Here is a 24174-nt window from a genome sequence, read left to right on the forward strand (position 1 = left end):
GTTGATCCCGCAAGCCCCCGCCGCCCTCTAACGCCGGTAGAAATCCCGGGGAAGTCGCGTATGATGCGCCATCGTGAAGAAGTTCATTGCCCTGATTCTCGCCCTGATCTCGGGAGCTTACGTCTTTACCCCGCTTGGTTGGGTTCCGGACCCTCTGCCTCTTATCGACGAAGCCACCGCCCTCATCATCTTCGTGAAGGCCATGGGAGTGTTGGGAATCGACCTCAGCCGTCTAGTACCCTTTTTGGGTCGCAAGGAAAAGACTCCCCCAAAGCCGCAAGGGCAGGTAGTTGATGTTTGATTTTTCGGGAATTCTGCCGAAAAAGCGGCGCTCCAGCCGCGTAAACACCCGCGTCCATGACCGATACCGATTCTCCTCGCCGCTCCATTATCGGCCCGATCTTCCTGACCTTGGTAGGTCTGGCGATGATCGTAGCCCTCGCCATGCTGCCCGCTTGGGCGGGCAGCCCTCCGGAGGAGGGCTTGCCGGATCTGGCGAAGTTCTTCGGGCGCTTCCACCCGGTGATGCTGCATTTGCCGATCGGCATGCTGCTGCTGGTGCTGGCCCTTGAGTTCGGCCGCCTCTTCTCCAAGAAGCCCTCCAGCTCCACCCAAGTGCCGATGTTCCTTGCGGCGGTCTCCGCGGTCATCGCGACCCTGCTCGGCTTCGTCCTGTATTACAGCATGTCGTCGGATTACGACAAGGAGCTGGGCGAGCGTCACCTGAATGGCGGCATCATTTTCGCCTGCGGCACCGTGGCCGCCTTCGTGGTGAAGGTCTGGGTGGATGTCGCGGGTGGGAAGGGGACTTGGCTCTACCTCACCATGCTGCTCGGCAGCTCCGCGGTCATGGGCTTCGCCAGCCACGATGGCGCCTCGCTCACCCACGGGAAAGACTACCTGACCCAATATGCTCCGAATGAAGTGCGTCAGGTGATCGGCCTCCCGCTCAAGGAGGAGAAGAAACCGAAGATCAAGGGCGGCGCTCCAGCTGGCGATACGCTTGCCGGCGGCGAAACTCCTGCTGCCGATGGCACCGTGCCCGTGGCCGCTGCGAAGGCTCCCGGCGAACAGGTGGTCTACACCGACATCATCGCACCGATTCTCGAACAGAAGTGCTACTCCTGCCACAATGCCGACAAGCAGAAGGGCAAGTACCGCATGGATGAATACGAACTGCTCGTGAAGGGCGGCAAGGAAGGGGATGGCATTATCCACGGCAAGTCCGCCGACAGCAACGTGATCGTCCGCATCGATTTGCCCGAGGACGACGACGAGCACATGCCGCCGGAGGGCAAGAAGGATCTGGAGCCGCATGAAGTGCTGCTCGTGAAGTGGTGGATCGATGGCGGTGCCTCGAAGGATGCCAAGCTTGCCGATCTCCAGGCCTCCGATGAGATCAAGATGGCTCTCGGCAAAGTGGTGCCACCGGAACAGCTCGCCCAGCAGAAGGCCGCTGCCGAAGAAGCGCAGAAGGCATCCGCCGACAAGCGCGAGTCCGTGAAGGTGGAGGTGGAGCGCCTGCGCAAGGAGTTCCCTGCCGCGCTCAATTTCGAGTCCCAAGCTTCCAGCGGCGTGACTTTCACCGCCGTGAGCATGCGCAAGGAGTTCGGTGACGACGATTTGGCCAAGCTCGAGCCGGTGATGCCGGCCATGGTTTCGCTCGATCTCTCCGCTTCGGGCGTGACCGACAAGGGTGCGGCCTTGCTCAAGGGCGCCACCGACCTGAAGACCCTCCGACTCCCGGAAACCGCTCTGACCGATGCCGGTCTCGATGTCCTCGCCGGTCTCCCGAATCTCGAATCGCTGAACCTTTACGGCACCCAGGTGACCAATGACGGTGTGGCGAAGCTCGCAGGCCTGCCGAAGCTCAAGAAACTTTACCTCTGGCAGACCAAGGTCGACCAAGCCGGCATCGACGCCCTCAAGGCGAAGCTCCCGGAATGCGAGGTGGTGATGGGTCTGTAATCCCGACCTGCTTCTGATAGCTTGGTCCAGTATCTTAGCCACCGCTATCTGGAGAGGTGGCGGTGGTGTAGGTCGTTAGGACGGGATGTTGCAGCGCCGATTGGAATCGTGAGTGATAGTCCCGGAGCGTCGGATTGACCTCCGGAGACATGGGGTTTAGAAGGGGAGTCAAGCGCATGTTCCCTCTCCGAGTTTTCAAGGCAACGATCTTCCTAGCTGCTTCCGGAATTGCTCTTGGTGCGACGCCTTATCTCGTCAAGGACCTCAACCCGGCGACCGGGAGTGCGGGTTCAGAGCCGCTTGAAATCCTGGCGCTTGAGGATGTCGCCTATTTCACCGCTAAGGACAGTGTTAACGGATATCAGCTCCGTAGAACCGACGGAACACCTGAAGGCACTTCCATTGTCTACAACACCGGCTTGGTAAGCACAGCGCCCGATTCCCCGTCGAATCTGACGCGGGTCGGCTCAACCATCTTCTTTGCAGGTGGACGTAGCAGCGCGAAGGAGCTTTGGAAAAGCGACGGATCCTCGGGCGGTACGGTGCTGGTCAAGGATATCGCGCCGGGGACGGGATCATCGTTTCCCGCGCGTTTCACCCCGAAAGGCAACTTGCTGTATTTCACGGCCAACGACACGGTTAATGGCACGGAGCTTTGGCGTAGCGACGGGACTGCCGCTGGCACATGGATGGTGAAAGACATCCGCCAAGGATCAGGTTCGTCAGAGCCTCGTAGTCTCACCGTCGCGGGTGACCTCCTCTATTTCTTGGCAGACGATGGGATAAACGGAATCGAGATTTGGCGAAGCGATGGCACGTCGGGCGGCACCTCGCTTCTCAAAACAATTGTCCCCCCGCAGGTTTCGCCGGGGCTGAAGTGCCTCACGGCTTTCGGTTCACAACTCCTGTTCTGTGCGGATGACGGCATCTCGGGGATGGAGCTGTGGATCAGCGATGGGACATCCGAAGGCACGAGATTGGTAAAAGATCTTTCTCCGGGGGTAGGATCAGGTCTTGCGAACGTGGAAGATGGTGAACTCGTCGTGAACGGAGGTGCCGTTTATTTCGGTGGCAGTAATGGCAGCCACGGAATCGAACTATGGAGAAGCGACGGCACCGCCGAAGGCACCACGATGGTAAAGGATCTGGTGCCGGGCGCTTCGGGGAGCGGCGCGAAGCTGATTGCCAATCTGGGATCCTATTTGGTTCTCGCCGCCTCGACAGCAGGGCGCGGTTACGAACTGTGGGCGAGCGACGGGACTACCGTGGGAACGGTGATGCTGCCAGAGATCCGCCCCGGCACCGAGGGAGTGGAGATCCAAGATCGGAAGGTGGCCGGAAGCATTCTCTTTTTCTCGACCAACGACGGAACCAGCGGTCAGGAACTATGGAAGACGGATGGCACCGTCTCAGGTACTTTGCGCGTTGCCGATATCCGCCAAGGAAGCGGATCGAGCGACCCGGCGAAGATGGCCGCTTTCAAGGACGGAATCCTGTTCACTGCGAACGATGGCACAAGAGGCCGCGAACTTTGGCGATCCGATGGAACTGCGGGGGGCACTTCGATCGTGAAGGACTTGGAGCCGGCCGCGGGGTCGGGTATCGGGAACTTTGCCGACGGCGATTGGATCGCGGTCGGAGACATCGTTTATTTCGCCGGGTTCACGCCCGAGCATGGTAACGAGCTGTGGCAGACGGATGGCACCCAGGAAGGAACCAGAATGGTTGCGGACAGCAATCCCGGCACCGGCAGCACCGGACCCTCCTACCTCACACAGTCAGGGGATCTAATCTTCTTCGAGGGATATCGGGAAGCTCACGGATTTGAGCTGTGGAGAACCGATGGCACACCCGAGGGGACCTTCATGGTGAAGGACATTTTTCCGGGCGCTTCCAGCTCCAGTCCGATGTATCTGATCGATCATCACGGGCTATTGTTTTTCCTGGCGAACGACGGCGTGAACTCCGCACAGCTCTGGCGCTCGGACGGGACGTCGGAAGGGACTTCAATGGTGATGGCAATCGAGCCTGGTGGACAGAATCCCATCTCGCTTCCCTTCGCATCGGCAGGTGATTTCGTGTTCTTCGGTGCCAGAACGGCGGCCAATGGGGAGGAACTCTGGCGCTCGGACGGGAGCCTGAAGAGAACCGGGCTCATCAAGGATATCTCCAATAATTTCAGCGGTCAGGATCTGATGTTCTCTGCCTATCCCGCCTCGATAACATCGGCAGGGGATTTCGTTTATTTCAAAGCCACCAACGCTCCGACAGGAAGAGAGCTGTGGCGTAGCGATGGGACCGAGTCCGGGACCTTCCAGCTCCGGGACATTGTCCCGGGAACCGGCAATGGTTTGGGCTCGGGCAGCTTGGTGAGAACTCATGGCACCAATCTGATTTTCTCATCGGGTAGCACGATCTGGAAGACGGATGGCACGAGCGTTGGAACCCAGCCGGTGAAAAATATCACGCCTGCGACGCCAGAGTTCGGCTCGTCGTTCGCGGTGCAAGGTGGTCGCGTCTTCTTTCCGACTTCCGAGACAGGTTTGATGTCTGAACTCTGGGTCTGCGATGGCACTTCGGCCGGAACCTTCAAAGTCCTTCCGCAGGCCTCGGGTGGTCCCCGGAATCCATACAAGCTGGTGTCGACTCCGGAGCGCGTCTACTTTGCTGCCTTTTTGCCCGATACATTGGAATGCAGGTTGTGGCGGAGTGATGGCACCGCACAGGGGACAATCGCCCTGCCGCGGTTCGATGGAGTGGAAGGAGCGACCATAGAAAGGATCATCGCGACCTCCAAGAAGGTGTTTGTTATCGCTTCGACGATCGAGCATGGCAAGGAGCTCTGGGCGCTCGACCTGAAGCCGGTGATCATGGTTGAACAGCCAGGAGGAAGCATGCTTCCCGCCTCGGGAGGTGAAGTGACATGGGATTCCACCGAAACCGGTGGTGCTGGGAAAACCTTCCGTATCCGGAACGAGGGAGAGTCCGGCTTGCATGGAGTTCAGATCGTGCTCGACCCACCGGATACCGGCGTCTTCCAACTCTCCACCCAACAAACGCAAACGACCTTGGCTCCTGGCGAAAGCACGACCTTCATGATCACCCGGGTGAGTGCCAGTGAAGCGGCTTCCGTTAGCCTCAGGGTCTCTTCGACGACAGCGGATGTCGCTCCGACGGAGGTCGGCTTGGTCGCGGCCTTGCCTCTCCCGGACATCGAGGTCGATCCCGCCACTGTCACCTTTGACCCGGAGACCGGTTTCTATCGTTTGGTGGCTGTTTTGACCAATCCGTGGGTAGGTTCGGTCGGGCCCTTTGAAGTTGTCGTCAGGAATCTACCTTCCGGGGTCACGCTTCAGGGTGCCGAGGATGGTCGGATCCTTCTTTATCCCTCTCAGGTTGCCTCGGGAACTAGCACCCAGTTGGTCCTCTGGATCGAGGCTCCGGGCGGACTCGGGACCTTTGCTCCGGAGTTCGTGGTGCAAGCGGTGCCTCCGGAACTGCCGTTCGTGATCGAAGGGGTCCAAAGAACGGCAGAAGGGTTCACCTTGCGATTCCCTGCGAGAGCGGGGCGGCGCTATGTCGTGGAGTACAGTGACAATGGCACTTCGTGGACTCCTTGTCCGGATCCGATCGACGCGAGATCGAACCGGGTGGAATGGACTGACCTTGGGCCGCCCCAAACACACGTTGAGCCGGGTCAGGTGAATAGAAGATTCTATCGGGTGGTGAAGCTTGGCGCGCAGTAAGGAACACCGCAGGTCCGAATTTCCCAGGCCTGCCCTCAGCTCCCTAACAGAGTGGCGAGATCCTCCTCGCCGATCACCTTCACGCCCAGCTTCTCGGCTTTGTCCCGCTTGGAGCCACCGCCCTCGCCGGAGAGCAGGTAGTCCGTATTCGCGGAGATCGACCCGGAGACCTTCGCGCCTTTCGATTCGAGGAAGCGCTTCATCTCATCACGCCCCATCGAGAGAGTGCCTGTAATCACGAAGGTCTTCCCCGCCAGCGGCATTTCCGAGAGGTCTGCTTCCGCGGGCTTGGGCAAATAGTTCTCCGACTTCGGATCGATGCCCAGTTCGGCCATGCGTTCCAGCACGTGCTTGCCACCTTCGGATTCAAAGAAGGCCATCACCGCTTCCGCCACCACTTGCGCGACATCGGCGGAGATCGCGTAGGGTTGTAGCTTCGGGTTCTTCTTCTTCGCATCCGGGCGAGTGTCGATGCGCAGTTCCGGCAGGATCTCGGAGCTGGCGAGAGCGGTCAGCGTTTCGTGGAGACGCGCGAGTTCTTTCGCCGCGGACTCGCCCACCTGGCGGATTCCCATCGCGAAGAGCCAGCGATCCAGCGGCTTTTCGCGGGCGACCTGCAGCGCTTCGATCACCTTCGCGGCATTCTTCTCCCCGAAGCGCCGCACGGCCTCGTCGGTCCCTAGATTGAGCGTTGCGAGGCTTTCGGCCGTCAGGGTGAAGAGATCGAGCGGGGTGTGGCAGAGCCCGCGGTTCACCAAGGCTTCCGCGACGATGCCGCCGACCGCCTCGATATCCAGCGCCTTCCGCGAGGCGAACTGCCGGATCTTGGAAACCGCCTGTGCCGGGCATTCGAAGTTCGTGCAGCGCCACGCGACGAAGCCCTCTTCCTTCGACACCGGGCCACCGCAGGACGGGCACTTGCCGCCGATGTGATCCAGCAGCGAAAAAGGCTTCGAGTTCGCGGGCCGCTTCTCCATTACCACCCGCACCACGGCAGGGATGATCTCGCCCGCCTTCTCGATGACTACGGTATCGCCGATCCGGACGTCCTTGCGCTGGATCTCCTCCTCGTTGTGCAGCGTCGCCCGGGAAACGGTCGTGCCGGAGACGAAGACCGGTTCCAGCTCCGCCACCGGAGTCAGCACGCCGGTCCGGCCCACTTGAATGGTGATGTCCTTCAGCAGCGTTTCCTTCTGCTCCGGCAGGAACTTGTAGGCGGCGGCCCAGCGCGGCGCGCGGGAGGTGTAGCCCAGCTTCTCGCGCTCGCCACGGTCTAGCACCTTCACCACCGCCCCATCGGTGCCGTAGCCCAGATCATGCCGCTCCTTGTCGATTTGGGCGACAGCCTCCAATAGTTCCTCCAGCGTGACCACCGTCAGCACCGGCTTGTTCCGCGGTATACCCATCGCCTCTAACAGCGCATGGAAGTCCGCTTCGGATGCCAGCGACGGCCCCTCGTAGGCTCCCAGGCCGTGTGCAAGGAAGGCGAGCGGCCGTTTCGCCACCAGCTTCGGGTCGAGCTGCTTGAGCGCCCCGGCGGATGCATTGCGCGGGTTCACGAAGGTCGGTAGCCCTGCCTCGTCGCGCTCCGCATTCATCGCCGCGAAGGCCTCGTTCGGCATGTAGATCTCCCCGCGCACTTCCAGCAGGGCAGGGGCCCCGGCTTTCAGGTTCAAAGGCACCGAGCGGATCGTCCGCACGTTGTTCGTGATGTCATCGCCGGTCGTGCCGTCGCCACGGGTCGCGGCATAGCTCAGGGTGCCATCGCGATAGACCAGCGAGACCGCCACGCCATCGATCTTCGGCTCCACGGTCACCGCGATCTCCTCGCGCCCGAGGTTCTTCTGAAGACGACGGTAAAAGTCGATCAGCTCCGCCTCCGCCACGAAGTCCGCCGGAGGCTCGTCAGGAGCCTTCAACTCGAACACATCGTCGATGCTGAGCATCCGGACCAAGTGCTTGACCTGCTTGAAACTATCGAGCGGCTCGCCTCCCACCCGCTTGGTGGGAGAATTCGGATCATCGAACTCCGGGTGCTTCTTCTCCAGATCCTCCAGCTCGCGGTAGAGCTTGTCGTACTCCGCATCGGAGACCTCCGGCGTGGCATCCGTATAGTAGAGCCGGTTGTGGCGCTCCAGTTCGGAGCGGAGATGGAGAATGCGTTCTTCGATGCCGGCCATGCAGGTGTTGAAAAGATCGTCCATCGGCGCTGGGCAATGCAAAAGAAGAAGCTAGCGCACCGCCGGTGCATCCAGCAGTTCGTCCAGCGGGGTGGGCCCCAGCGCCCACTCATCGGAGAGCACGCGCAGGATCTCGAACTGCCGCGCCTCACCATCCGCATGGTGGCGGATATCCAGCATCATCCGCAGCAGGCGGCTGCGCGTCGTTTTCGTGTTCCGCGCCTCGGCCTTGGAGGCGATCAGCGATCTCAGTGCCTTGTGCTGGGGACTATCCACCGCCACATAGCCGAACATGAGCTGATCACTGTCCGGCGAGGCCATCCCGTAGCAGGCCCACTGTGAGTCGTCCTTGAAACGACCATTATAGTAGGAATCGGCGGAGACGTAGAAGCGCACCCGTGCATCGAGATCCTTCCCGGAAAGAATCTCATCGAGAGGCTTGCTCAGGTAGCGGTCGAAGCCATCGAAATCCACCCGCCACTGCCCCGCCTCATCGGGCGAAAGGATGGCAAGCCGGTTCCGCCCGCCCTTGAAAGTCACCAGCACCGATTGCTGCCGCAGCGCTTGGCTGGAGACGTTATCGAGCGTCTTCAGGCTTTGCAGCTTGCCGTCCTTGGCTTCCAGTCCTGCCAGCTTCTCCAGAATCACCGGCATCGGCTGGTCACTTTTCCGGATCAGGCTTGTCACCACCTCCTCGCTACGGGCATTCAGAAACTTGTCCACGATCGCCTGCAACTCGATCGCCGAAGGAATCGCTACGGTGTCTCTGGTGGGAGCATCCTTGGCCACTACGGCAGGCAGTTGGAGATTCTCGATCTTCTTCGCCGCCTCCTCGTTCTTCCGGGAGCTGATGAAAACCCACGCCGCAAGAACGACGACGATCAGCCCGCAGAGCAGCAGGAAGACACCCAGCCCGCTCACCATGCTCAGCTTCCGGTCGATGCTGTCCACCGCCGTGACCTTGCTGGCGCGGCCACCGCTACCCGTGCGGAATTTCGACACGCGGCCGATGCCGGGCGCATCGCCCATCTCCCGCGAGGGTTTGGATTGCCGGGAACGGAAAGGGTCTTGGGAACTCATGAGGGAGATCGCGTCTCAGCGCGCATAAATCGTGATCCGGTAAGGATCGTAGCGGTCATCCGGGCGGAAGAGCCAGCCGGGATTCCGGTTGGTCACCTCATAGCCCGTCAGCATGAACTCGGGCAGGAACTGGTTGCTGTTCGGATCATAGGCATCCTTGCCGGTGAAGTAACCGTTCAGCTTGTACTCGTAGTTGTTATCGAAGCCGTAGCGCTGGCCGTCCGGGCCGTTCTCGTGGAAGCGGTCCGGGTTGCGCTTCTTGTCCTCGCGGAAGATCACCAGCTTTGCCTTGTCCCAGGATTGCTTCGGGCGGCGCACGTAGCCCCAGAAGCGGGTCTTTTGCACGTAGTAGCGGCGGCCGTAGAAGAAATCCCCGGACGGCTCGGAGGCGATTGCGGCCTTCCGCTCTTCCACGGTCGGGCCCCCCATGTTGCCGCTTCCCATGCTCCCCGCACACTGGCAGAGGACCATGGCTCCGATGATAACGAGTCCCCGCGAGATCAGGCGCATAGGCGGCAAGGCTAAGGACGCCCCCGCCGGGTCCGCAAGTGCCAATGACCTTGCCGGAAATCCGCTTGCAAATTACTATGCCCATGAGTACCTCCGGCGCCCCGCGCGACCGCAGGAACCGGATCTTTCTAGCAAAACATGAAGTTGGCCAACCTACTGAGCTCCGACAGGATCATCCTCGAGATGGCCGCGGGAGAGCACTGGCCTGCCATCGTCGAGCTGATCGATCACCTCGTCGCCTGTTCTTCGCTGGATGCCAGCCTGCGCGATGAAGTCCTCGCCGCCCTGAAGATCCGGGAGGAGCAGGTCAGCACCGGCGTGGGCCACGGCGTGGCCATTCCCCATGCCTTTTCCGACAAGCTGGACAAGGTCGTCGCCGTCTTCGGCCGTTCCAAGGAGGGCATCGACTTCGAGGCCCTCGACCAGCGTCCCGTGCATTTTGTCATCCTCTTCCTCGTGCCGAAGAAGGACTACCACCTGCACCTCCAGACCCTCGCGGCGATCGCGAAGATGTTCACGAATGTCGAGATCCGACGACGACTTGCCTCCGCAGGCCAGCATCAGGAGATCCTCGACATCTTCGCCGGCAAGCCTTCCAAAGCTGCCGCGAACGGTGCCTCCTGAAGCCGGATCCGCACATTCCCTCCCGCGAAGGGTGCGTTCCGTCTCTCTTTCCCGCTTGGCCTTGCCAGCGACTTCGCGGTGAATCCCGTATCGATTTTCCCATGACCCTCATCCAGGACCTAGAAGCCCGTTTGGCGAATGCCTTCCAGAGCGTGCTCGGCGAGACCGTTTCCGCCCCCGTCGTTGCGGCCGCCGACCTGCGCTTCGGCGATTACCAGAGCAATGCCGCAATGGCGCTGGCCAAGCAGCGGAAGACCAATCCGCGTGCACTGGCCGAGCAGGTGATCGCCGCCTTGGATCTGGCCGACCTCGGCACTGCTGATATCGCCGGCCCCGGCTTCATCAATTTCAAGCTCGCCCCCTCCTCTTTCGCCGCCCGGGCCAAGGAGCAGCTCGCGGACCCCCGCCTCGGTGTGCCGGAAGCCGCGGAGAAGAAGACCATCGTGCTCGACTTCTCCGCGCCGAACGTGGCCAAGCCGATGCACATCGGCCACATCCGCTCGACCATCATCGGCGACGCGCTTTCCCGCATTGCCCGCTTCCTTGGTCACCATGTCATCACGGATAACCATATCGGCGACTGGGGCACCCAGTTCGGCATGGTCACCTGGGCATGGAAGCAGGGCCTGAACGAGCAAGCCCTCTTGGAGAATCCTCTCCAGGAACTCCTGCGCCTCTATCGCCACGCCAGCGATTCCTCGAAGGCGGATGAGTCGATCCGCGAAGCCTGCCGCCAGGAGCTGGTGAAACTCCAGCAGGGGGATGAAGAAAACTTCGCCATCTGGCAGCGCTGCATCGAGCTCTCTCGCGCGGGTCTAGATAAGATCTACGATCGCCTCGATGTCAGCTTCGACCACTGGCTGGGTGAGAGCGCCTACAACGACGCGCTCGCGCCTCTCGTCGAGCGTCTCCAGGCGGATGGCATCGCCCGCGAAAGCGAGGGCGCCCTCTGCATTTTCTCAAATGGCGAGCCCGCCGATCAGGCGAAGGACCCCTTCCTCATCCGCAAGGATGGCGAGTGGACGGACTTCCCGATGATCATCCGCAAGAGCGATGGCGCCTTCAACTACGCCACCACGGACATCGCTACCGTCGAGTTCCGCCGCAAGGAATGGAAGGCGGATGCCGCTTGGTATGTGGTCGATCACCGCCAGTCCCAGCACTTCCACCAGCTCTTCTCCGTCGCCGCACGCCTCGGTTATGGCGAGATGGACCTGCGCCACATCTCCTTTGGCACCATCCTCGGCACCGATGGCAAGCCGCTCAAGACGCGGGCAGGGGATCTGCCGCAGCTCGATGACGTCTTGGATGAAGCCGTTGTCGCCGCTGCCAGCGCCGTCGCGGAGCGCAGCCGGGTTGAGACGGAGGAGGACCGCAAGGCTCTCGCCGAGCTTATCGGTATCAGCGCTGTGAAGTTCACCGAGCTCTCGCATCACCGCCTCTCGGACTATGTTTTCGATCTGAACAAGATGCTCGCCCTGCAGGGGGATACCGCACCGTATCTTCAATACAGCGTCGTCCGCTGCCGTTCGATCTTCCGTAAGCTGGAGCAAGCGGTGGACCTCTCCACCGTCACCCCGCTCTTGGTCGAGGATGCCGAGATCCACTTGGCCCGCTTCCTCGCCCGCTATGGCGAGGTGGTGCCCACGCTTCTCGACGATCATCGCCCGAACCTGCTGGCAAACTACCTGCTGGAGCTGGCGCGTGCCTATCACTCCTTCAACGAAGCCTGCCCGGTCCTCAAGGCCGAGGAGCCGCTGCGGAATAGCCGCTTGCTCCTCTGCGAGCTCACCAGCCGCGTGCTCGTCCACGGCCTCGGCCTGCTCGGCATCCGCTGCCCGGACCAGATGTAAGACAACATGGGGAAGGGGACTCGCATCCCTTGCTTGCGCATCCACATAAGTCATCAATTATCCCGCCGCCCCGATTGGATCTCAGGATCTGGAATCCGGAACTTCTCTCCCACCCCATGGAATCGCCCCGCCGCAGCCTGCCATTCTACGTTATCGGCCACCGGAACCCGGACACGGATGCGATCTGTTCCGCCATCGGGAATGCCGCGTTGCTGCGTGCCACGGGTGAGCCTGCCGCTATCGCCGCGCGTTGCGGGGATGTCCCGGCGCGCACCGCCTGGGTGCTGGAGCAGGCCGGGATCGAGACGCCCCCGCTGGTCATGGATGTCCGCGCCACCGCGGGCATGATCTGCCGCCGGGATGTCGTACAGGTCGCGCCCACCGATACCTTCCTCGTGGCCTACCGCCGCATGCTCGCCAGCGGCGTGCGCTGCGTGCCGGTGGTGGATGCGGATGGCCACGTCCACGGCATCCTCCGCTATCTCGATTTGCTGGAGCTGCTCGTCCCCGGCGATGCCAGCGGCATTCACGCCCGGACCGTCAGCGTCTCGCTTTCCAAGATAGCCGTGACCCTCCAGGCGGAGAGCGTCGGCGCAGAGATGCCCTTGGGCGATGACGAGGAGGAACTGATCCTGCTTGTCGGCGCCTCCTCTCAATCCACCGTCGAGCGCCGCTTGAAGCTCGCGGCGAAGGAGGGGAACGTGAACCGCTTCTTCGTCATCTGCGGGGACCGTCCCGTGGTGCAGCATTACGCGATCGAGAACGGCGCCCGCGCCCTGCTCGTCACCGGAGGTAATGGCGTCGAGCCCGCCCTGCGCGATCTCGCCAAGAAGCGCGGCGTGGTCGTGCTGCTCTGTTCCCAGGACACCGCCAGCTCCTCGACCCTCATCCGTTGCTCCCGCACGGTCCGTCACGTGATGGACAAGGACTTCATCAATATCGCGGGGAACGAGCCGGTCTCGCGCCTGCGGAAGAGCCTCGCCCCGCTGGAGCAGGATCTCTTCCCGGTGGAGGACGCCATCACCAAGGAGATGGTCGGCGTGCTCTCGAAGTCCGACCTGATCGATCCGCCGCGCACGCGTCTCGCCTTGGTGGATCACAACGAATTCGCCCAAGCCGTCACCGGCGTGGAGGAGTCGGAGATTGTCGAGGTGATCGACCACCACCGCCTCGCCGGCGACTTGGTCTCCCGCGAGCCGATCCGCTTCCTGAATGAGCCGGTGGGCTCCACCTCCACCCTCGTCGCGCGTAAATTCCGCCACCGCTACCTGGAGCCGGACCGCGGCACCGCCCTCTGCCTCTGCGCGGGCATTATCGCGGACACGCTTTGCCTGACTTCGCCGACCACCGCGGAGCTCGATCATGAAATGCTCGGTTGGCTCAGCGAACTCGCCGGGATCGATCCCGCCAGCTTCAAGAAGGACTTCTTCGCCGTCGGCTCCCTGCTCGCCACCGGCACCCCGGACGCGATCCTGAATGCCGACCGCAAGGAGTTCGTCGATGAAGGCGTGAAGGTCACGATTGCCCAAGTCGAGGAGCTCGGCCTGCAAGGCTTCGCGCCGCGTCGCGAGGAGCTGGAGACGGCGCTCAAGGCGCTGGTGAAGGAGAACGGCTACGAACTGGCCGTGTTGGTCGTCACGGATATCGCAGAACACCACAGCCTGGTGCTGGCGGCGGGCGAGCCGAGCTTCGTTGCGAACATTCCTTACGCCAAGATCGACGCCAGCCTCTACGACGCGCCAGGTGTGGTGAGCCGGAAGAAGCAGATCTTCCCCGCCGTCTGCCAAGCGCTCCGCCGCGCGAACTGAGGCCTTCCCGCTTGTGGAAGCCATGTCTTCCTGATAAGGGAAACGTGATGATTCTCCGCTGGCTCCTCCCAGGCCTTGCTCTGATCACCCCGGCTCAAGCCGAACGCTACGAGTTCTGGCTGAACCGCTTCGGCTGCATCCGCCTGGATACCGCTGCGGCCGCTCCGAAGATCGAGTTCGAGCAGGGGAACAAACAGGGTGAGGAGATCGTCTGGCAGGCGGATCTCACCGCCGTGGACAAATCGACCTTCAAGACCAAGGCCGGCACCACCTTCAAGCTCGTGAAGCTGGAGAAGCCTGTCGTCAACGACGAGAACCGCCACATCAACAGCGGCGACTGGCAGATCGAGATCACGGGGAAGGGGAAGGAATACCAACTCGTCCGCGACAAGCTTCCCTTCGTCGCCTTCGGCGACAGCAACAAGCCGATCTTCTTCGGCGAAGAGGTGAAGAAGTGATTCCTGCCTTTCTTTCTGGAGCCCCCAAAGGGGCGTCAGGGAGATAGCCCAGGGTAAGGAGCGGAAGCGACGTAACCCTGGGTGGCCCGTGGAATTGACCGGTGCTCTGAAGGAGCACAATGAGGCAGCCCTTCACCAAACAATGCCCGCCTTTCCGCCTCTTCGTGCCGCCGGAGCGGGTCACCTCTCCTTTACAAACGCATCCTTCACCCAAGTCCACCGCGAGACCTCTTTCCCTGCTGCATCGCGCACGATCACCGTCCGTCCGTGCCTCGGGAGTTCGAATCTGCGCTCATCGGAATCCCCCACCGGGAAGATCTTCCGGTCCGCCACCACCATCTTGCCCTTCACTTCTTTGAAAAGCGTCAGGTGCGTGAAGTCCGGCTCTTCCAGATTCCCCCACGCCACCACCAGCAAAGGCTCCTGATCCGGATACCGGAACAGCGCTCCCTGCAGGGACACCTGAGCGCCATCGCCCTCCAGTCGGAAGTAGCCGTTCTTCGTATCGATCAGGCCGTTGCCGTCCTGCATGATCTCCACCAACTGTGGCAGGGTGCCCTCGGTGAATCCTTGGGGCGGGATCTTCAGGAAGTAGTCTTTGATGCTCGGTGCGGCACCGGCAAGCGGGCTGCCGAGGAAGAGCGTGGCCAGAAGAAGATATGCTTTCATGAGAGGGTAAATGAATATCCCATATCAAAGCTCCGCCTCCGGACACTTCAATGGCATTCTTCCTTCCTTCTTTCACTGCGGGGCGGTGAGCGCTGCCCCGTTATCGGATGGCCCCAGCTTCTCCAGGAAGGGCACCACCTTCACCGCCCAATGCGCGGGGTCCGGATAGGCGGAGGAGGCCGAGCCGAAACTGCTCCGCAGCATGTCCGTGTCGATGATCCCCGGATTCAGCGCTACAGCGGCCAGTCCCCGCGGCAGCTCTTGGGCCAGCGCACTGGTCAGCCCCTCGATTCCCCACTTCGTGCAGCAGTAGGGGGCCACCTCGGGAGAAGTCGACCGTCCCCAGCCGGACGAGAAATTTACCACCACCCCGGATCCGCGAGCAATCATCGCGGGCAGGAAGCCCCGGCAGATCAGGTGCACGCCCTTTAGGTTCACGTCCATCACTCGCGAGAAATCCTCCGGCGTCACCTCCCAGAGCGGTGCGTTCCGGTTGATCAGAGCTGCATTGTTCAGCAGCAGATCCGGCGCTCCCGGCCCGGCCAGGATATCGGCGGCGAAAGCGGCCACCTCATCCGGCGAAGTCACGTCGCAGCGGGTGATCCGGTGCTTCTCTCCCAGCTCTTTCTGCAGGGCCGCGGCGGCGGAGGCATTCGTGCCACAACCCGAGACGGTCCAGCCCCGCGCCGCGAATCCGCGCGCCATCGCGAGGCCCAAGCCACGGGTGCAACCGGTGATCAAAACGTGCTTCATGCAGGAAAATCTAAGTCTGGCGATTTGAAAATGAAGGCCGGATTTCCACTCCCGTGCAAGTTGCAGGGCCGGGGATTCTCGCTAAGCTGGGGGACATGACTTTCGATTCGCTCCTCCTTCTTGCCCAACAACCGCAAGGCGGCGGGATTTCCGTTGGCTACTTTCTCATCATCGGCGCTTCCATGCTGTTGAGCTTCATGGTCGGCGGCATGCTGAAGCGCCGTTTCCGCCAGTATTCCCAGATCCCGATCTCCATGACCGGTGAGGAAGTGGCCAAGGCGATGTTGAGGCAGAACAATATCCACGATGTGCAGGTCATCAGCACCCCCGGCCAGCTCACCGACCACTATGACCCGGTCCGCAAGACGGTGAACCTCAGCGAGGTGGTCTACCACGTGAATTCCGTGGCCGCCGCCGCGGTGGCAGCTCACGAAGTGGGCCACGCCGTACAGCACCAGCAGGCCTACGCCTGGCTGGGCTTCCGCTCGAAAATGGTTCCCGCCGTGCAGCTCGCCAGCACCATTCAGCAATACCTGATGATGGGGGCCGTGTTCGGTTTGGCCACCATGGGTTCGCCGGTGATGCTCTGGGTCTGGGCCGCTGTGTTTGGCGTGACCGCCCTCTTCGCCGTGGTGACCCTGCCGGTTGAGTTCGATGCCAGCAAGCGCGCCCTCGTGTGGCTGGAGCGTAGTGGCATCGCGAACCAGATGGAGCACAGCCGCGCGAAGAACGCCCTTTTCTGGGCCGCGATGACCTACGTGGTCGGAGCCATCGGCGCGATCGCCCAAGCCCTCTACTTCATAATGCTGATCCTCGGCCAGCGGAACAGCGACGAGCGCTAAGCCTGCGGACGACCTTGCCGGATCGATCGGGGATGCATAGCGTTATCGCTAGCTCCCCGTTCTCATGCGAAAGTCCTTTCTTCTCCCGGCGATCTGCGCTCTGCCCTTGGTCTCGGTGGCAGCAGACGAGGGCCCGCCGGAGAAGTGGCAGAGGGTCGAGTTCAAGCGGGAGATCCTGCTCCGGATTTCCCCGCCATGCACGCTGTCGTCGGAGGGCAGCAAGCTGACCGTGTATCCGCAGGAGACGACTTTCGCCGAGTTCACGAAAGATGTGAGCTGGGAGCACGGTGTCCCGGACTATCTGGTCGGCACGGATCCGACATCCAAGAGCTTCGATTTCGACCTGATGGACACCGTCACCTTCAGGAAGGAAGTCGTGATCAGGGTGGTCCGCACCACCATCCGGGTCACGGACGGGGGCGTGATTCTGGTGGCTAAAGGCAGCCGCATGCCCCGGGTGATGAAAGAAAAGGAGGCCGCCTCGCCTTGAGGGCGTAGGGCGGCGGCGTTTTTCCGTCCGTTGGATTGCAAAAAGGGCGGCTTCCCGCTCTCATCCCGCCCGCGCATGGCAGGGGGCTTTTCTTTCGACTCACTCAACAAGGCCCAGCGGGATGCCGTGGCCTCCCTCGATGGCCCGGTCCTCATTCTTGCAGGTGCAGGTACGGGTAAAACCCGCACGGTGACATGCCGGATCTCGAACATGCTCGAGCGGGGAATCGCGCCGGAGAACATCCTCGCGGTGACCTTCACCAACAAGGCGGCGGTGGAAATGCGCGAGCGTATCGGCGGCATGGTCTCGAAGAAGAAGGCGGAGGCGATGACCGTCTGCACCTTCCACTCGCTCTGCGTGCGCCTGCTCCGCGGCGGCATCCACAAGCTCGGCTACAAGAAGAACTTCTCGATCTGCTCCGGCAGCGATCAGGTAGGCATCATGAAGCAGCTCATCGTCCGCATGGGCGGCAGCGATGAGAAGGTGAAGGCGGAAGCCGTCCTCTCCGAGATCTCCAAGGTGAAGAACAAGGGCGGCGACGTTCAGGACATGGACGACGACTTCTTCGCCTCCCTCGCCGTGGCTTATCAGAACGAGATGCGCGCCCAGAACGCCGTCGACTTCGATGATCTCCTGCTCCTTGCCGAACAACTTCTGCGCGAGCACAGCGACGTGCGCGACTACTTCCGCAGCGTTTACAAGCGGGTCACGGTCGACGAGTTCCAAGACACGAACGGTCTGCAGATGAAGCTCCTTCAGCAGCTTGTCGGCCCGCCCTACCATGTCTGCGTGGTGGGTGATGACGACCAGTCCATCTACGGCTGGCGCGGTGCGGAGAGCGCGAATATCCTCGAGTTCGAGCGCTTCTTCCCGAATCCCAAGATCATCCTGCTGGAGGAGAACTACCGCTCCACCCACGCCATCCTGCACACGGCGAACAGCCTGATCCGCAGGAACGCCGGGCGCCGCGAGAAGTCGCTCAAGTCCACCATCATGGGCGGCGAGCCGGTGCAGCTCGTCGGCATGCCCGGCGATGAGGAGGAAGCCACCTACATCTCCGAGGAGATCCTCGTGGACAAGGCCCGCGGCAACCGCCCTTGGGAAGATTTCGCAATCCTCTTCCGCACCAACAAGCAGAGCCGGAAGTTGGAGGAGGCTCTGCGCGAACGGAAGATCCCTTATCGCATGGTCGGGGCCCAGAGCTTCTACGACCGCCGCGAGGTGAAGGACGCGCTGGCCTACACGGCCCTGTTAGATGATCCGGAGGGCGACGTGCCCTTGCTGCGCGTTCTCAACTCGCCGCCTCGCGGAATCGGTCAGGCGACCGCGATGCTCGCCACCGACTTCAGCCGCGAGATCGGTGCCAGTGTCTGGCGCGCCCTCTGTGACGAGAACTTCCTCGCCCAGCTTTCCACCAAGGTCCGCAACTCGATCGAGACTTTCACCACCCAGGTCCTCACCGCGAAGATGAAGGTGGATGCCAAGGTCATGCCGGCCAACGAGGTGCTGAAGGAGTTTCTCGACGAGATCGAGTATCTCCCGTGGCTCGAACGTGGCTGCAAGACGGACCAGGAAAAGTTGCAGCGTGGCGAGGGGCTCTCCGAGGTCGTCAACGAACTCGCCAAGGCGGTCGAACGCGGCAAGAGTCTGCGCAAGTTCCTCGACGATAGCGCGCTGGCTTCCGACCGTGAGGACGACGATCTGGAGAAGAAGTCCGGTGCCACCCTCATCACGCTCCACGCCTCGAAGGGGCTGGAGTTCCCGAATGTCTTCCTCGTGGGCTTGGAAGAGGGCGTGCTTCCCCACCAGCGCAGCGTGACGGAGGGCACCAAGGACGAGGAGCGCCGCCTGCTCTACGTCGGCATCACCCGCGCGCAGTTGAAGCTCACCATGACCTACTGCACCCAGCGCATGAAGTGGGGGCAGCCGGTTTCCTGTCAGCCCAGCAGCTTCCTGGAGGAGCTGGATGACACCCATCTCATCCATACCACCTATGACGATGTGATGGGGGCGGAGGCGGATGACGAGGAGTTGGACAATTTCTTCGGCGGCCTGAAGGATTTCCTCAAGAGCTAGGCACGGGATGCCCCGGAACGTGCTTCCGTTTCCGGCAGGAGAAGTTAGGGTAGTTTCCCATTCTCTCCCCATGTCCACCTCGCTCCCGGCAAACCCCTCCGGCTTCCCGGATCTCGAATCCGAAGTCGCCTCCCTGCGCGAAGAAGTCGCGGCTCTCAAGCTGGAGAATGCCGACCTATACGTGCAACTCGCCAAAGAGGGCGGTTGGGCTGCGGGTCATTACTACTCGCCGATTCCCGACTACGCCGAGGTGCAACGCCAGATCGAGCACAAGCGCGGCCAGATCCCGCACATGCCGGATCTGGATCTCAACCACGCCGGCCAGGAATCGTTGCTGGAAGAGTTCGCGAGCTATCAGTCGGAACTTCCCTTTCCGGAAGAGAAGAGCGAGGGCCTCCGCTATTTCCACAACAACGAGTGGTTCACCTATGCGGACGCCATCTTCCTGCACTGCTTGCTGAGGAAGCACCAGCCGCGTCGTATCATCGAGGTCGGTTCCGGCTTCTCCTCGGCGGTCATGCTCGACACGATCGACCGCTTCTTTCCCGCGCGTCCCGAGGTGACCTTGATCGAGCCTTATCCGGATCGTCTCAGGAGCCTGCTCTTTGAGCGTGATCTTTGAGCGTGATCTTTGAGCGTGATCTTTGAGCGTGATCTTTGAGCGTGATCTTGAGCAGGTGACGATCTTCGAGAACAAGGTGCAGGAGGTCCCCTTGGAGGTGTTTTCCAAGCTGCAATCGGTTGATCTCTTGTTCATCGACTCCAGCCACGTCATCAAGTGCGGCGGTGATCTCCAGTTCCTGATGTTCGAGGTGCTGCCCCTTTTGCCTTCCGGGGTCTTCGTGCACTTCCACGACATCTTCTATCCCTTCGAGTATCCGGAGACTTGGCTGCTTCAAGCGCGGAATTGGAATGAGCTCTACCTGCTTCGCGCCTTCCTCGCTCACAACCGCGATTGGGAGATCCATTTCTTCAATAGCTACGTGGCGGCGGCCTGCCCCGATCTCATCGCCTCGCGCCTCCCGCTCTGTAGCCGCAGCGCCGGAGGCAGCATCTACCTGCGTCGTCTCTAGGTCCCCCGCCGCGGTCCGCGAAATTTCTTCGAGTCGCCGCTGGCGGCGGGCATGGGATGAGCTAGCTTGTGGGCGTCGTTCTCCCCCGGACCGCTCCACAGATCCCGATGAGAATTGCTGCCTTTTGCTTGGGAGGCCTACTGTTGACCACAGCCGCACATTCCCAAGATGCACCCGCCCACCCGGACGCCCCGATCCACTTGGTCCGCGCCTTTCCGAATCTCGTCCTCGACGACAACGTCGCGGCCGCTGCGGTGATGCCGGACCTCAACCGTACCGTCGTCGCTCTCCAGCGCGGCCAGGTCCGCCTACTCCCGGAGAACTCGGAAGCTAGCGAGGCACCGCTCTTCCTCGATCTGCGCGAGAAGGTGAAGGAGGAGACCGAGTTTGAAGAAGGCGTCCACGGCCTCGCCTTCCATCCGAAGTTCGCCACGAACCGGAAGGTCTACGTCTGCTATTCCCAGCGCGGCCCGCGCCGCACCGTTCTGGCCGAATACGAGGTGCCCGAAGGCAGTGAACTCCGCGCCGATCCCCGCACGAAGCGCGTGATCCTGGAGTATCCTCATCCTCTCGGGAACCACTGGGGTGGGGGAATCCTCTTCGGGCCGGATGGCTTCCTCTACGTGGCGATCGGGGACGGCGGCTTGCGAGATGATCCCTATCGTCTCGGCCAGAATCTATGGTCCCTTCATGGCAAGATCCTGCGCATCGATGTCGATGGCCGCAGTGCGGGCCTCGCTTACCGCATCCCGAAGGACAACCCCTTCCACGAGCGCCAGGAGACCCGCGACGAGATCTTCGCCTATGGCATGCGCAATCCATGGGGCATGTCTTTCGACAAGGAGACCGGCACCCTCTGGTCGGGCGACGTGGGCCAAGACCTCTGGGAAGAAATCAATCTGGTGAAGGCCGGTGGCAATTACGGCTGGAGCGAACGCGACGGCCCGGAGCGCCTGAAGTCCCGCGAGGCGGCGCCGGAAGAAGGCGGTCCCTACATCGATCCCATCCACACCTACCGCCACGATCAAGGCATCAGCGTCACCGGCGGCTTCGTCTATCGCGGCGATCGCCTGCCGTCCTTGCAGGGCCGCTATCTCTTCGGGGACTGGGGCATGGGCAAGCTCTGGGCCTTGTCATGGGACTCTAGTACTTCCTCGTCCACCGGCCTCCGCCAGATCGTCGAGCCGGAAGCTGAGTTCCGTATCAATCCCACCGTGATCGCGATGGATGCGAAGAGAGAGCCGCTGATCTTTAACCACTACCCGTCCACCATCTACACCTTGGAAGAAGGCTTGCCGGAAGTGTCGATCATCGGTGGCCCGGATGCAGAGCTCTCGCCTTCCGATTCCTCCACCGCGCCGGAAGACTGATTGGTGGTTTCTTGCGATAGCATGGCGGTGAATTGTCGTGCTGTAGGGGTAGGGGATGACTCGGCTGAGGGGTGATGTCCGAAAACACCCCGTGGCTACGTGTTCACGTAATTAGATAATCAAGTTTGGGTGATAATCCAACGACCGTTCGAAGTGACTCAGGCCTCTTCGAACGGGCTTCCCGCCCTTCTCAAGCGGCAGCCTTCTCACCCCCGTCTGTCCCCCGCATCATGTCATTGAAAGCTCTCTTCGGAGCAGTGCTCGCCACCTGCGCCCTGCTCGTTCCCGCCAGCGCCGGCACCGGCGCGAAAGTCTATTGCTGGGCTCCCCACCTCAGCTCCCCGATCCTCCTAGACTCACACGGCCAAGGCATCGGCAGCTACGCCGGTCGTCCCTACGGCTACAAGATCCTCGGCGTGGCTGGTTCGCTTGCCCTCGGTGATCAATGCGACGGCGCCTTCCCCGACTCCGCCGATCCCCTGAAGCGCTTCCGCCAAGGCTGGTGGAGCGGCGGCCTCGGCAGCCGCGTCGACATCAGCTCCCACGTGAAGCTCCAGGTGAACTGGGCGCAGTTCTACCCGAAGCGCCTCGAAGTGAAAGGTGACCGCCCCGGCGCGACCACCGGCCCCGTCCGCCTTTACGGCGATGTGTGGAACTGCACCACCATGTTCGGCTATCCGGAAGTCACCCTCGTCTTCCACCTCGCCGGGGCCGGGGACTACCAGATCCCGAATCGCAACCCGAACGGCTTCTTCTACGTCGTGGCGGAGTACAACCTCACCGCCCCGCAAGTCACCGGCACCCTGAACGTTTCTTCGCAGCCTGTCCTGCGGAACAACATCACGCCCGTCGGTTACAAGATCAACCGCAGCGGCGGCACCACCACCACACCGCCTTTCACCGGCTACGATCCCAGCGGGGAAGTGGTCTTCCTCACCGGACAATAATTCATCGCTACCCCGTTTATGAAAGCCTTCTCAATCCTTGCACTTCTAGCCACCGCGTCCGCCTTCGGCCAAAGCGGCCACGGCATCGAGTTCCTGCCGAAGGACATCAAGCCGCCCGTCGGTGCTCCCACCAGCGATCTCGAATTGAAGAAGCGCCAGGCGAACGAGAAGTTCAGCGGCTTCGCCGAAGAGAAAGCGATTCCCAAGCGCTGGGACCTCGAGTCGAACTCCGAGTACATCGCCTTCGGTGAATTCGTCACGCTGCTGCCAAAGGGCGCGATCATCCACGTCCCCGAGAAGCACAAGGCGAACGTCGTGAAGGAAATGAAGGGCGCCCTGTTGCTTTGGCCGGAGTTCGTCGCCCGCTACCCCGGCTTGGTCAGCCGCATGGATGTCAGCCTGGAAGAAGCTTCCGGACAAAAGCCCATCGCCGCCGAACGCCTGAAGGCCGCGCGCAACACCGGTCTCATCATCGTCGGCGTGCTCAATCAGAACCCCATCACCGTCAGCCGCGATTCCATCCCGCCGGAGGAAGTTCCCGCCCGCTAAGTTTCACCTTTGCTGTCCCTCTCATGTTCGCCCGCCTCTCGCTCTTCCTCCTGTCCGCATCCCTCCTGCAGGGCGCGGACTTCATTCGCCAGATCCACAGCGTAGCCGGTCAGGCGATCATCTACGACATCCCCACCGCGGGCGATCAGGGCCATGTGAACTCCCGCCCGCTCACCACGGACTCCGCCATCTTCCAGCTCTACACCTCCACCACGACGAACAACGTCACCACGCTGAAGAAGCTCGATGAGAAGACCGTAGGCACCTTCCTCCCGCAGGTCACCGTGCAGGCGCTGTCGGAGGACCCCTACTTCCCGCCGCGCACACGTGCCGATAAACCCTACGGCATGCGCATCACCATCGCTGGCATGCAGGCTGCGAATTCCGGCTCCCCCGAGTATGCCCGAAAGGTTAGCGTCACCCGCAGCTACAAGCTCTACGATCCCGCCACCTTCATCCCCACCGGAGCCGGCGGCGAGTATGCCGACAGCTTCGTGTTCCGCGAGAACGGCACCTTCACCGACAACGCCATCCTCCAGCGCCTTCCCGGCACATCGCCCAGCAAGGTCAGCGGGGAAGAATCGTTCACCGTCTACCTCCAGCCTACCGGCTCGTCCCCGCAGTCGGAATTGGCGAAGGCCAGCGTGCAGATCTGGCCCGTCGCGGACGCCGCGATCTCGAATCTCGTCCAAGACTACATCTACAAGTTCGTGCCCCCGGATGGCAGCGTGGTGCTAAACGATCTTTATCCGAAGAGCGTGACCTACGCGCAGGTCTACAAGGGCCCTCAGGTCACCGGTAGCGTTGGTATCCCGCTCCCGGATACCGTGGTGGCCTACGACACCTACGCCCCGCAAAAGGCCCAGCTCGCCCTCAGCGGCCTAGAGGAAGTGCTTCAGGATGACGGCCAGTACACGATCGAGATCCTCACCATCACGCCCTTCAACAACGGGGCTCCGGAGATTCTCGCCCACGTGAGCTTTTTCCTGAAGCGGGACCTCAGCATCCGCAGCAGCGTGACCACCATGGAACAGTAAGTGAGGCCCCGGCCATCGCGGCGGAAACCCGGGCTTGTCCTGCCTCGGGAGCGGGTGTTATTTGCTCAAACATGTTCGCCAAGGCGAACAAATCGCACCCCGACACCATGAATCCGTTCCGAACCTCTTTCCTCGCCCTGA

Annotated in this window: 21 protein-coding genes; 16 read left to right on the plus strand and 5 right to left on the minus strand. The window is 61.8% G+C overall.

Annotated elements, in window-relative coordinates; translation table 11 throughout:
* Positions 1-73 precede the first annotated feature (73 nt).
* The 3 genes from OJ996_RS10080 (at position 74) to OJ996_RS10090 (ending at position 5714) form a co-directional block, all read left to right on the plus strand.
* The gene (locus OJ996_RS10080) at positions 74-301 is read left to right on the plus strand and encodes a hypothetical protein (RefSeq protein ID WP_264513428.1); all 228 of its coding nucleotides are present in this window, start codon (positions 74-76) and stop codon (positions 299-301) included.
* Positions 302-357: 56 nt separating this feature from the next.
* The gene (locus OJ996_RS10085) at positions 358-1968 is read left to right on the plus strand and encodes a c-type cytochrome domain-containing protein (protein WP_264513429.1); all 1611 of its coding nucleotides are present in this window, start codon (positions 358-360) and stop codon (positions 1966-1968) included.
* Positions 1969-2144: 176 nt separating this feature from the next.
* Positions 2145-5714: an ELWxxDGT repeat protein gene (locus OJ996_RS10090; protein WP_264513430.1), complete on the plus strand. Its 3570-nt coding sequence runs from the start codon at positions 2145-2147 to the stop codon at positions 5712-5714.
* A gap of 35 nt (positions 5715-5749) precedes the next feature.
* Here the strand turns inward: OJ996_RS10090 and ligA are convergent, their stop codons facing one another.
* From ligA to OJ996_RS10105, 3 genes are read right to left on the minus strand one after another with little or no spacing between them, the layout of a single operon-like run.
* A complete protein-coding gene (ligA, locus tag OJ996_RS10095) occupies positions 5750-7918 on the minus strand; it encodes an NAD-dependent DNA ligase LigA (protein WP_264513431.1) in 2169 nt (722 codons plus the stop codon).
* A 27-nt stretch (positions 7919-7945) separates the two neighbouring features.
* Positions 7946-8974 (minus strand): hypothetical protein, encoded by a 1029-nt coding sequence (locus tag OJ996_RS10100; protein WP_264513432.1) that lies wholly within the window; start codon positions 8972-8974, stop codon positions 7946-7948.
* A 15-nt stretch (positions 8975-8989) separates the two neighbouring features.
* Positions 8990-9484 carry a hypothetical protein gene (locus tag OJ996_RS10105; RefSeq protein WP_264513433.1) on the minus strand — a complete coding sequence of 165 codons (495 nt, stop codon included), beginning with the start codon at positions 9482-9484 and terminating at the stop codon, positions 8990-8992.
* A 138-nt stretch (positions 9485-9622) separates the two neighbouring features.
* On the opposite strand from OJ996_RS10105, the gene OJ996_RS10110 reads away from it, so the two are divergent.
* From OJ996_RS10110 to OJ996_RS10125, 4 genes are all read left to right on the plus strand, one after another.
* Complete coding sequence (locus OJ996_RS10110; RefSeq protein ID WP_264513434.1) at positions 9623-10108, plus strand: PTS sugar transporter subunit IIA; 486 nt, start codon at positions 9623-9625, stop codon at positions 10106-10108.
* A gap of 101 nt (positions 10109-10209) precedes the next feature.
* A complete protein-coding gene (gene argS / locus OJ996_RS10115; protein ID WP_264513435.1) occupies positions 10210-11961 on the plus strand; it encodes an arginine--tRNA ligase in 1752 nt (583 codons plus the stop codon).
* Between the two features lie 116 nt (positions 11962-12077).
* A complete protein-coding gene (locus OJ996_RS10120) occupies positions 12078-13769 on the plus strand; it encodes a putative manganese-dependent inorganic diphosphatase (protein ID WP_264513436.1) in 1692 nt (563 codons plus the stop codon).
* A gap of 47 nt (positions 13770-13816) precedes the next feature.
* Positions 13817-14227: a hypothetical protein gene (locus OJ996_RS10125; protein WP_264513437.1), complete on the plus strand. Its 411-nt coding sequence runs from the start codon at positions 13817-13819 to the stop codon at positions 14225-14227.
* Positions 14228-14407: 180 nt separating this feature from the next.
* Here OJ996_RS10125 and OJ996_RS10130 read toward each other — a convergent pair whose 3' ends face one another.
* Positions 14408-14896, minus strand: coding sequence for a hypothetical protein (locus OJ996_RS10130; RefSeq protein ID WP_264513438.1), 489 nt, complete (start codon positions 14894-14896; stop codon positions 14408-14410).
* Positions 14897-14968: 72 nt separating this feature from the next.
* Positions 14969-15649 (minus strand): SDR family oxidoreductase, encoded by a 681-nt coding sequence (locus OJ996_RS10135; protein WP_264513439.1) that lies wholly within the window; start codon positions 15647-15649, stop codon positions 14969-14971.
* A gap of 95 nt (positions 15650-15744) precedes the next feature.
* Between OJ996_RS10135 and OJ996_RS10140 the strand changes: the two genes are divergently transcribed.
* From OJ996_RS10140 to OJ996_RS10180, 9 genes are all read left to right on the plus strand, one after another.
* On the plus strand, positions 15745-16491 hold the full coding sequence (locus OJ996_RS10140) for a zinc metallopeptidase (protein ID WP_264513440.1): 747 nt from the start codon (positions 15745-15747) through the stop codon (positions 16489-16491).
* Positions 16492-16555: 64 nt separating this feature from the next.
* Positions 16556-16981 carry a hypothetical protein gene (locus tag OJ996_RS10145; RefSeq protein WP_264513441.1) on the plus strand — a complete coding sequence of 142 codons (426 nt, stop codon included), beginning with the start codon at positions 16556-16558 and terminating at the stop codon, positions 16979-16981.
* A gap of 75 nt (positions 16982-17056) precedes the next feature.
* Complete coding sequence (locus OJ996_RS10150; protein ID WP_264513442.1) at positions 17057-19057, plus strand: ATP-dependent helicase; 2001 nt, start codon at positions 17057-17059, stop codon at positions 19055-19057.
* A gap of 70 nt (positions 19058-19127) precedes the next feature.
* On the plus strand, positions 19128-19679 hold the full coding sequence (locus tag OJ996_RS10155; protein WP_264513443.1) for an O-methyltransferase: 552 nt from the start codon (positions 19128-19130) through the stop codon (positions 19677-19679).
* A 28-nt stretch (positions 19680-19707) separates the two neighbouring features.
* Positions 19708-20130 carry a class I SAM-dependent methyltransferase gene (locus OJ996_RS10160; protein ID WP_264513444.1) on the plus strand — a complete coding sequence of 141 codons (423 nt, stop codon included), beginning with the start codon at positions 19708-19710 and terminating at the stop codon, positions 20128-20130.
* A 143-nt stretch (positions 20131-20273) separates the two neighbouring features.
* Entirely contained in the window at positions 20274-21500 is a 1227-nt protein-coding gene (locus tag OJ996_RS10165; protein ID WP_264513445.1) for a PQQ-dependent sugar dehydrogenase, read from the plus strand.
* A gap of 230 nt (positions 21501-21730) precedes the next feature.
* Positions 21731-22447: a hypothetical protein gene (locus tag OJ996_RS10170; RefSeq protein WP_264513446.1), complete on the plus strand. Its 717-nt coding sequence runs from the start codon at positions 21731-21733 to the stop codon at positions 22445-22447.
* Positions 22448-22465: 18 nt separating this feature from the next.
* Positions 22466-22996 (plus strand): hypothetical protein, encoded by a 531-nt coding sequence (locus tag OJ996_RS10175; RefSeq protein WP_264513447.1) that lies wholly within the window; start codon positions 22466-22468, stop codon positions 22994-22996.
* Positions 22997-23019: 23 nt separating this feature from the next.
* The gene (locus OJ996_RS10180) at positions 23020-24033 is read left to right on the plus strand and encodes a hypothetical protein (RefSeq protein WP_264513448.1); all 1014 of its coding nucleotides are present in this window, start codon (positions 23020-23022) and stop codon (positions 24031-24033) included.
* Positions 24034-24174: the final 141 nt, after the last annotated feature.

This window comes from Luteolibacter rhizosphaerae (assembly GCF_025950095.1).
In the GTDB taxonomy this organism is placed as follows: Bacteria; Verrucomicrobiota; Verrucomicrobiia; order Verrucomicrobiales; family Akkermansiaceae; genus Haloferula; species Haloferula rhizosphaerae.

Coding starts and splice junctions, on each gene's coding strand:
- OJ996_RS10090 (WP_264513430.1), top strand. CDS start 2,145: ATGTTCCCTCTCCGAGTTTTCAAGGCAACGATCTTCCTAGCTGCTTCC.
- OJ996_RS10180 (WP_264513448.1), top strand. CDS start 23,020: ATGTTCGCCCGCCTCTCGCTCTTCCTCCTGTCCGCATCCCTCCTGCAG.
- OJ996_RS10120 (WP_264513436.1), top strand. CDS start 12,078: ATGGAATCGCCCCGCCGCAGCCTGCCATTCTACGTTATCGGCCACCGG.
- OJ996_RS10100 (WP_264513432.1), bottom strand. CDS start 8,974: ATGAGTTCCCAAGACCCTTTCCGTTCCCGGCAATCCAAACCCTCGCGG.
- OJ996_RS10125 (WP_264513437.1), top strand. CDS start 13,817: ATGATTCTCCGCTGGCTCCTCCCAGGCCTTGCTCTGATCACCCCGGCT.
- OJ996_RS10170 (WP_264513446.1), top strand. CDS start 21,731: ATGTCATTGAAAGCTCTCTTCGGAGCAGTGCTCGCCACCTGCGCCCTG.
- OJ996_RS10175 (WP_264513447.1), top strand. CDS start 22,466: ATGAAAGCCTTCTCAATCCTTGCACTTCTAGCCACCGCGTCCGCCTTC.
- OJ996_RS10145 (WP_264513441.1), top strand. CDS start 16,556: ATGCGAAAGTCCTTTCTTCTCCCGGCGATCTGCGCTCTGCCCTTGGTC.
- OJ996_RS10150 (WP_264513442.1), top strand. CDS start 17,057: ATGGCAGGGGGCTTTTCTTTCGACTCACTCAACAAGGCCCAGCGGGAT.
- OJ996_RS10110 (WP_264513434.1), top strand. CDS start 9,623: ATGAAGTTGGCCAACCTACTGAGCTCCGACAGGATCATCCTCGAGATG.
- OJ996_RS10140 (WP_264513440.1), top strand. CDS start 15,745: ATGACTTTCGATTCGCTCCTCCTTCTTGCCCAACAACCGCAAGGCGGC.
- argS (WP_264513435.1), top strand. CDS start 10,210: ATGACCCTCATCCAGGACCTAGAAGCCCGTTTGGCGAATGCCTTCCAG.
- OJ996_RS10135 (WP_264513439.1), bottom strand. CDS start 15,649: ATGAAGCACGTTTTGATCACCGGTTGCACCCGTGGCTTGGGCCTCGCG.
- OJ996_RS10105 (WP_264513433.1), bottom strand. CDS start 9,484: ATGCGCCTGATCTCGCGGGGACTCGTTATCATCGGAGCCATGGTCCTC.
- OJ996_RS10155 (WP_264513443.1), top strand. CDS start 19,128: ATGTCCACCTCGCTCCCGGCAAACCCCTCCGGCTTCCCGGATCTCGAA.
- ligA (WP_264513431.1), bottom strand. CDS start 7,918: ATGGACGATCTTTTCAACACCTGCATGGCCGGCATCGAAGAACGCATT.
- OJ996_RS10130 (WP_264513438.1), bottom strand. CDS start 14,896: ATGAAAGCATATCTTCTTCTGGCCACGCTCTTCCTCGGCAGCCCGCTT.
- OJ996_RS10085 (WP_264513429.1), top strand. CDS start 358: ATGACCGATACCGATTCTCCTCGCCGCTCCATTATCGGCCCGATCTTC.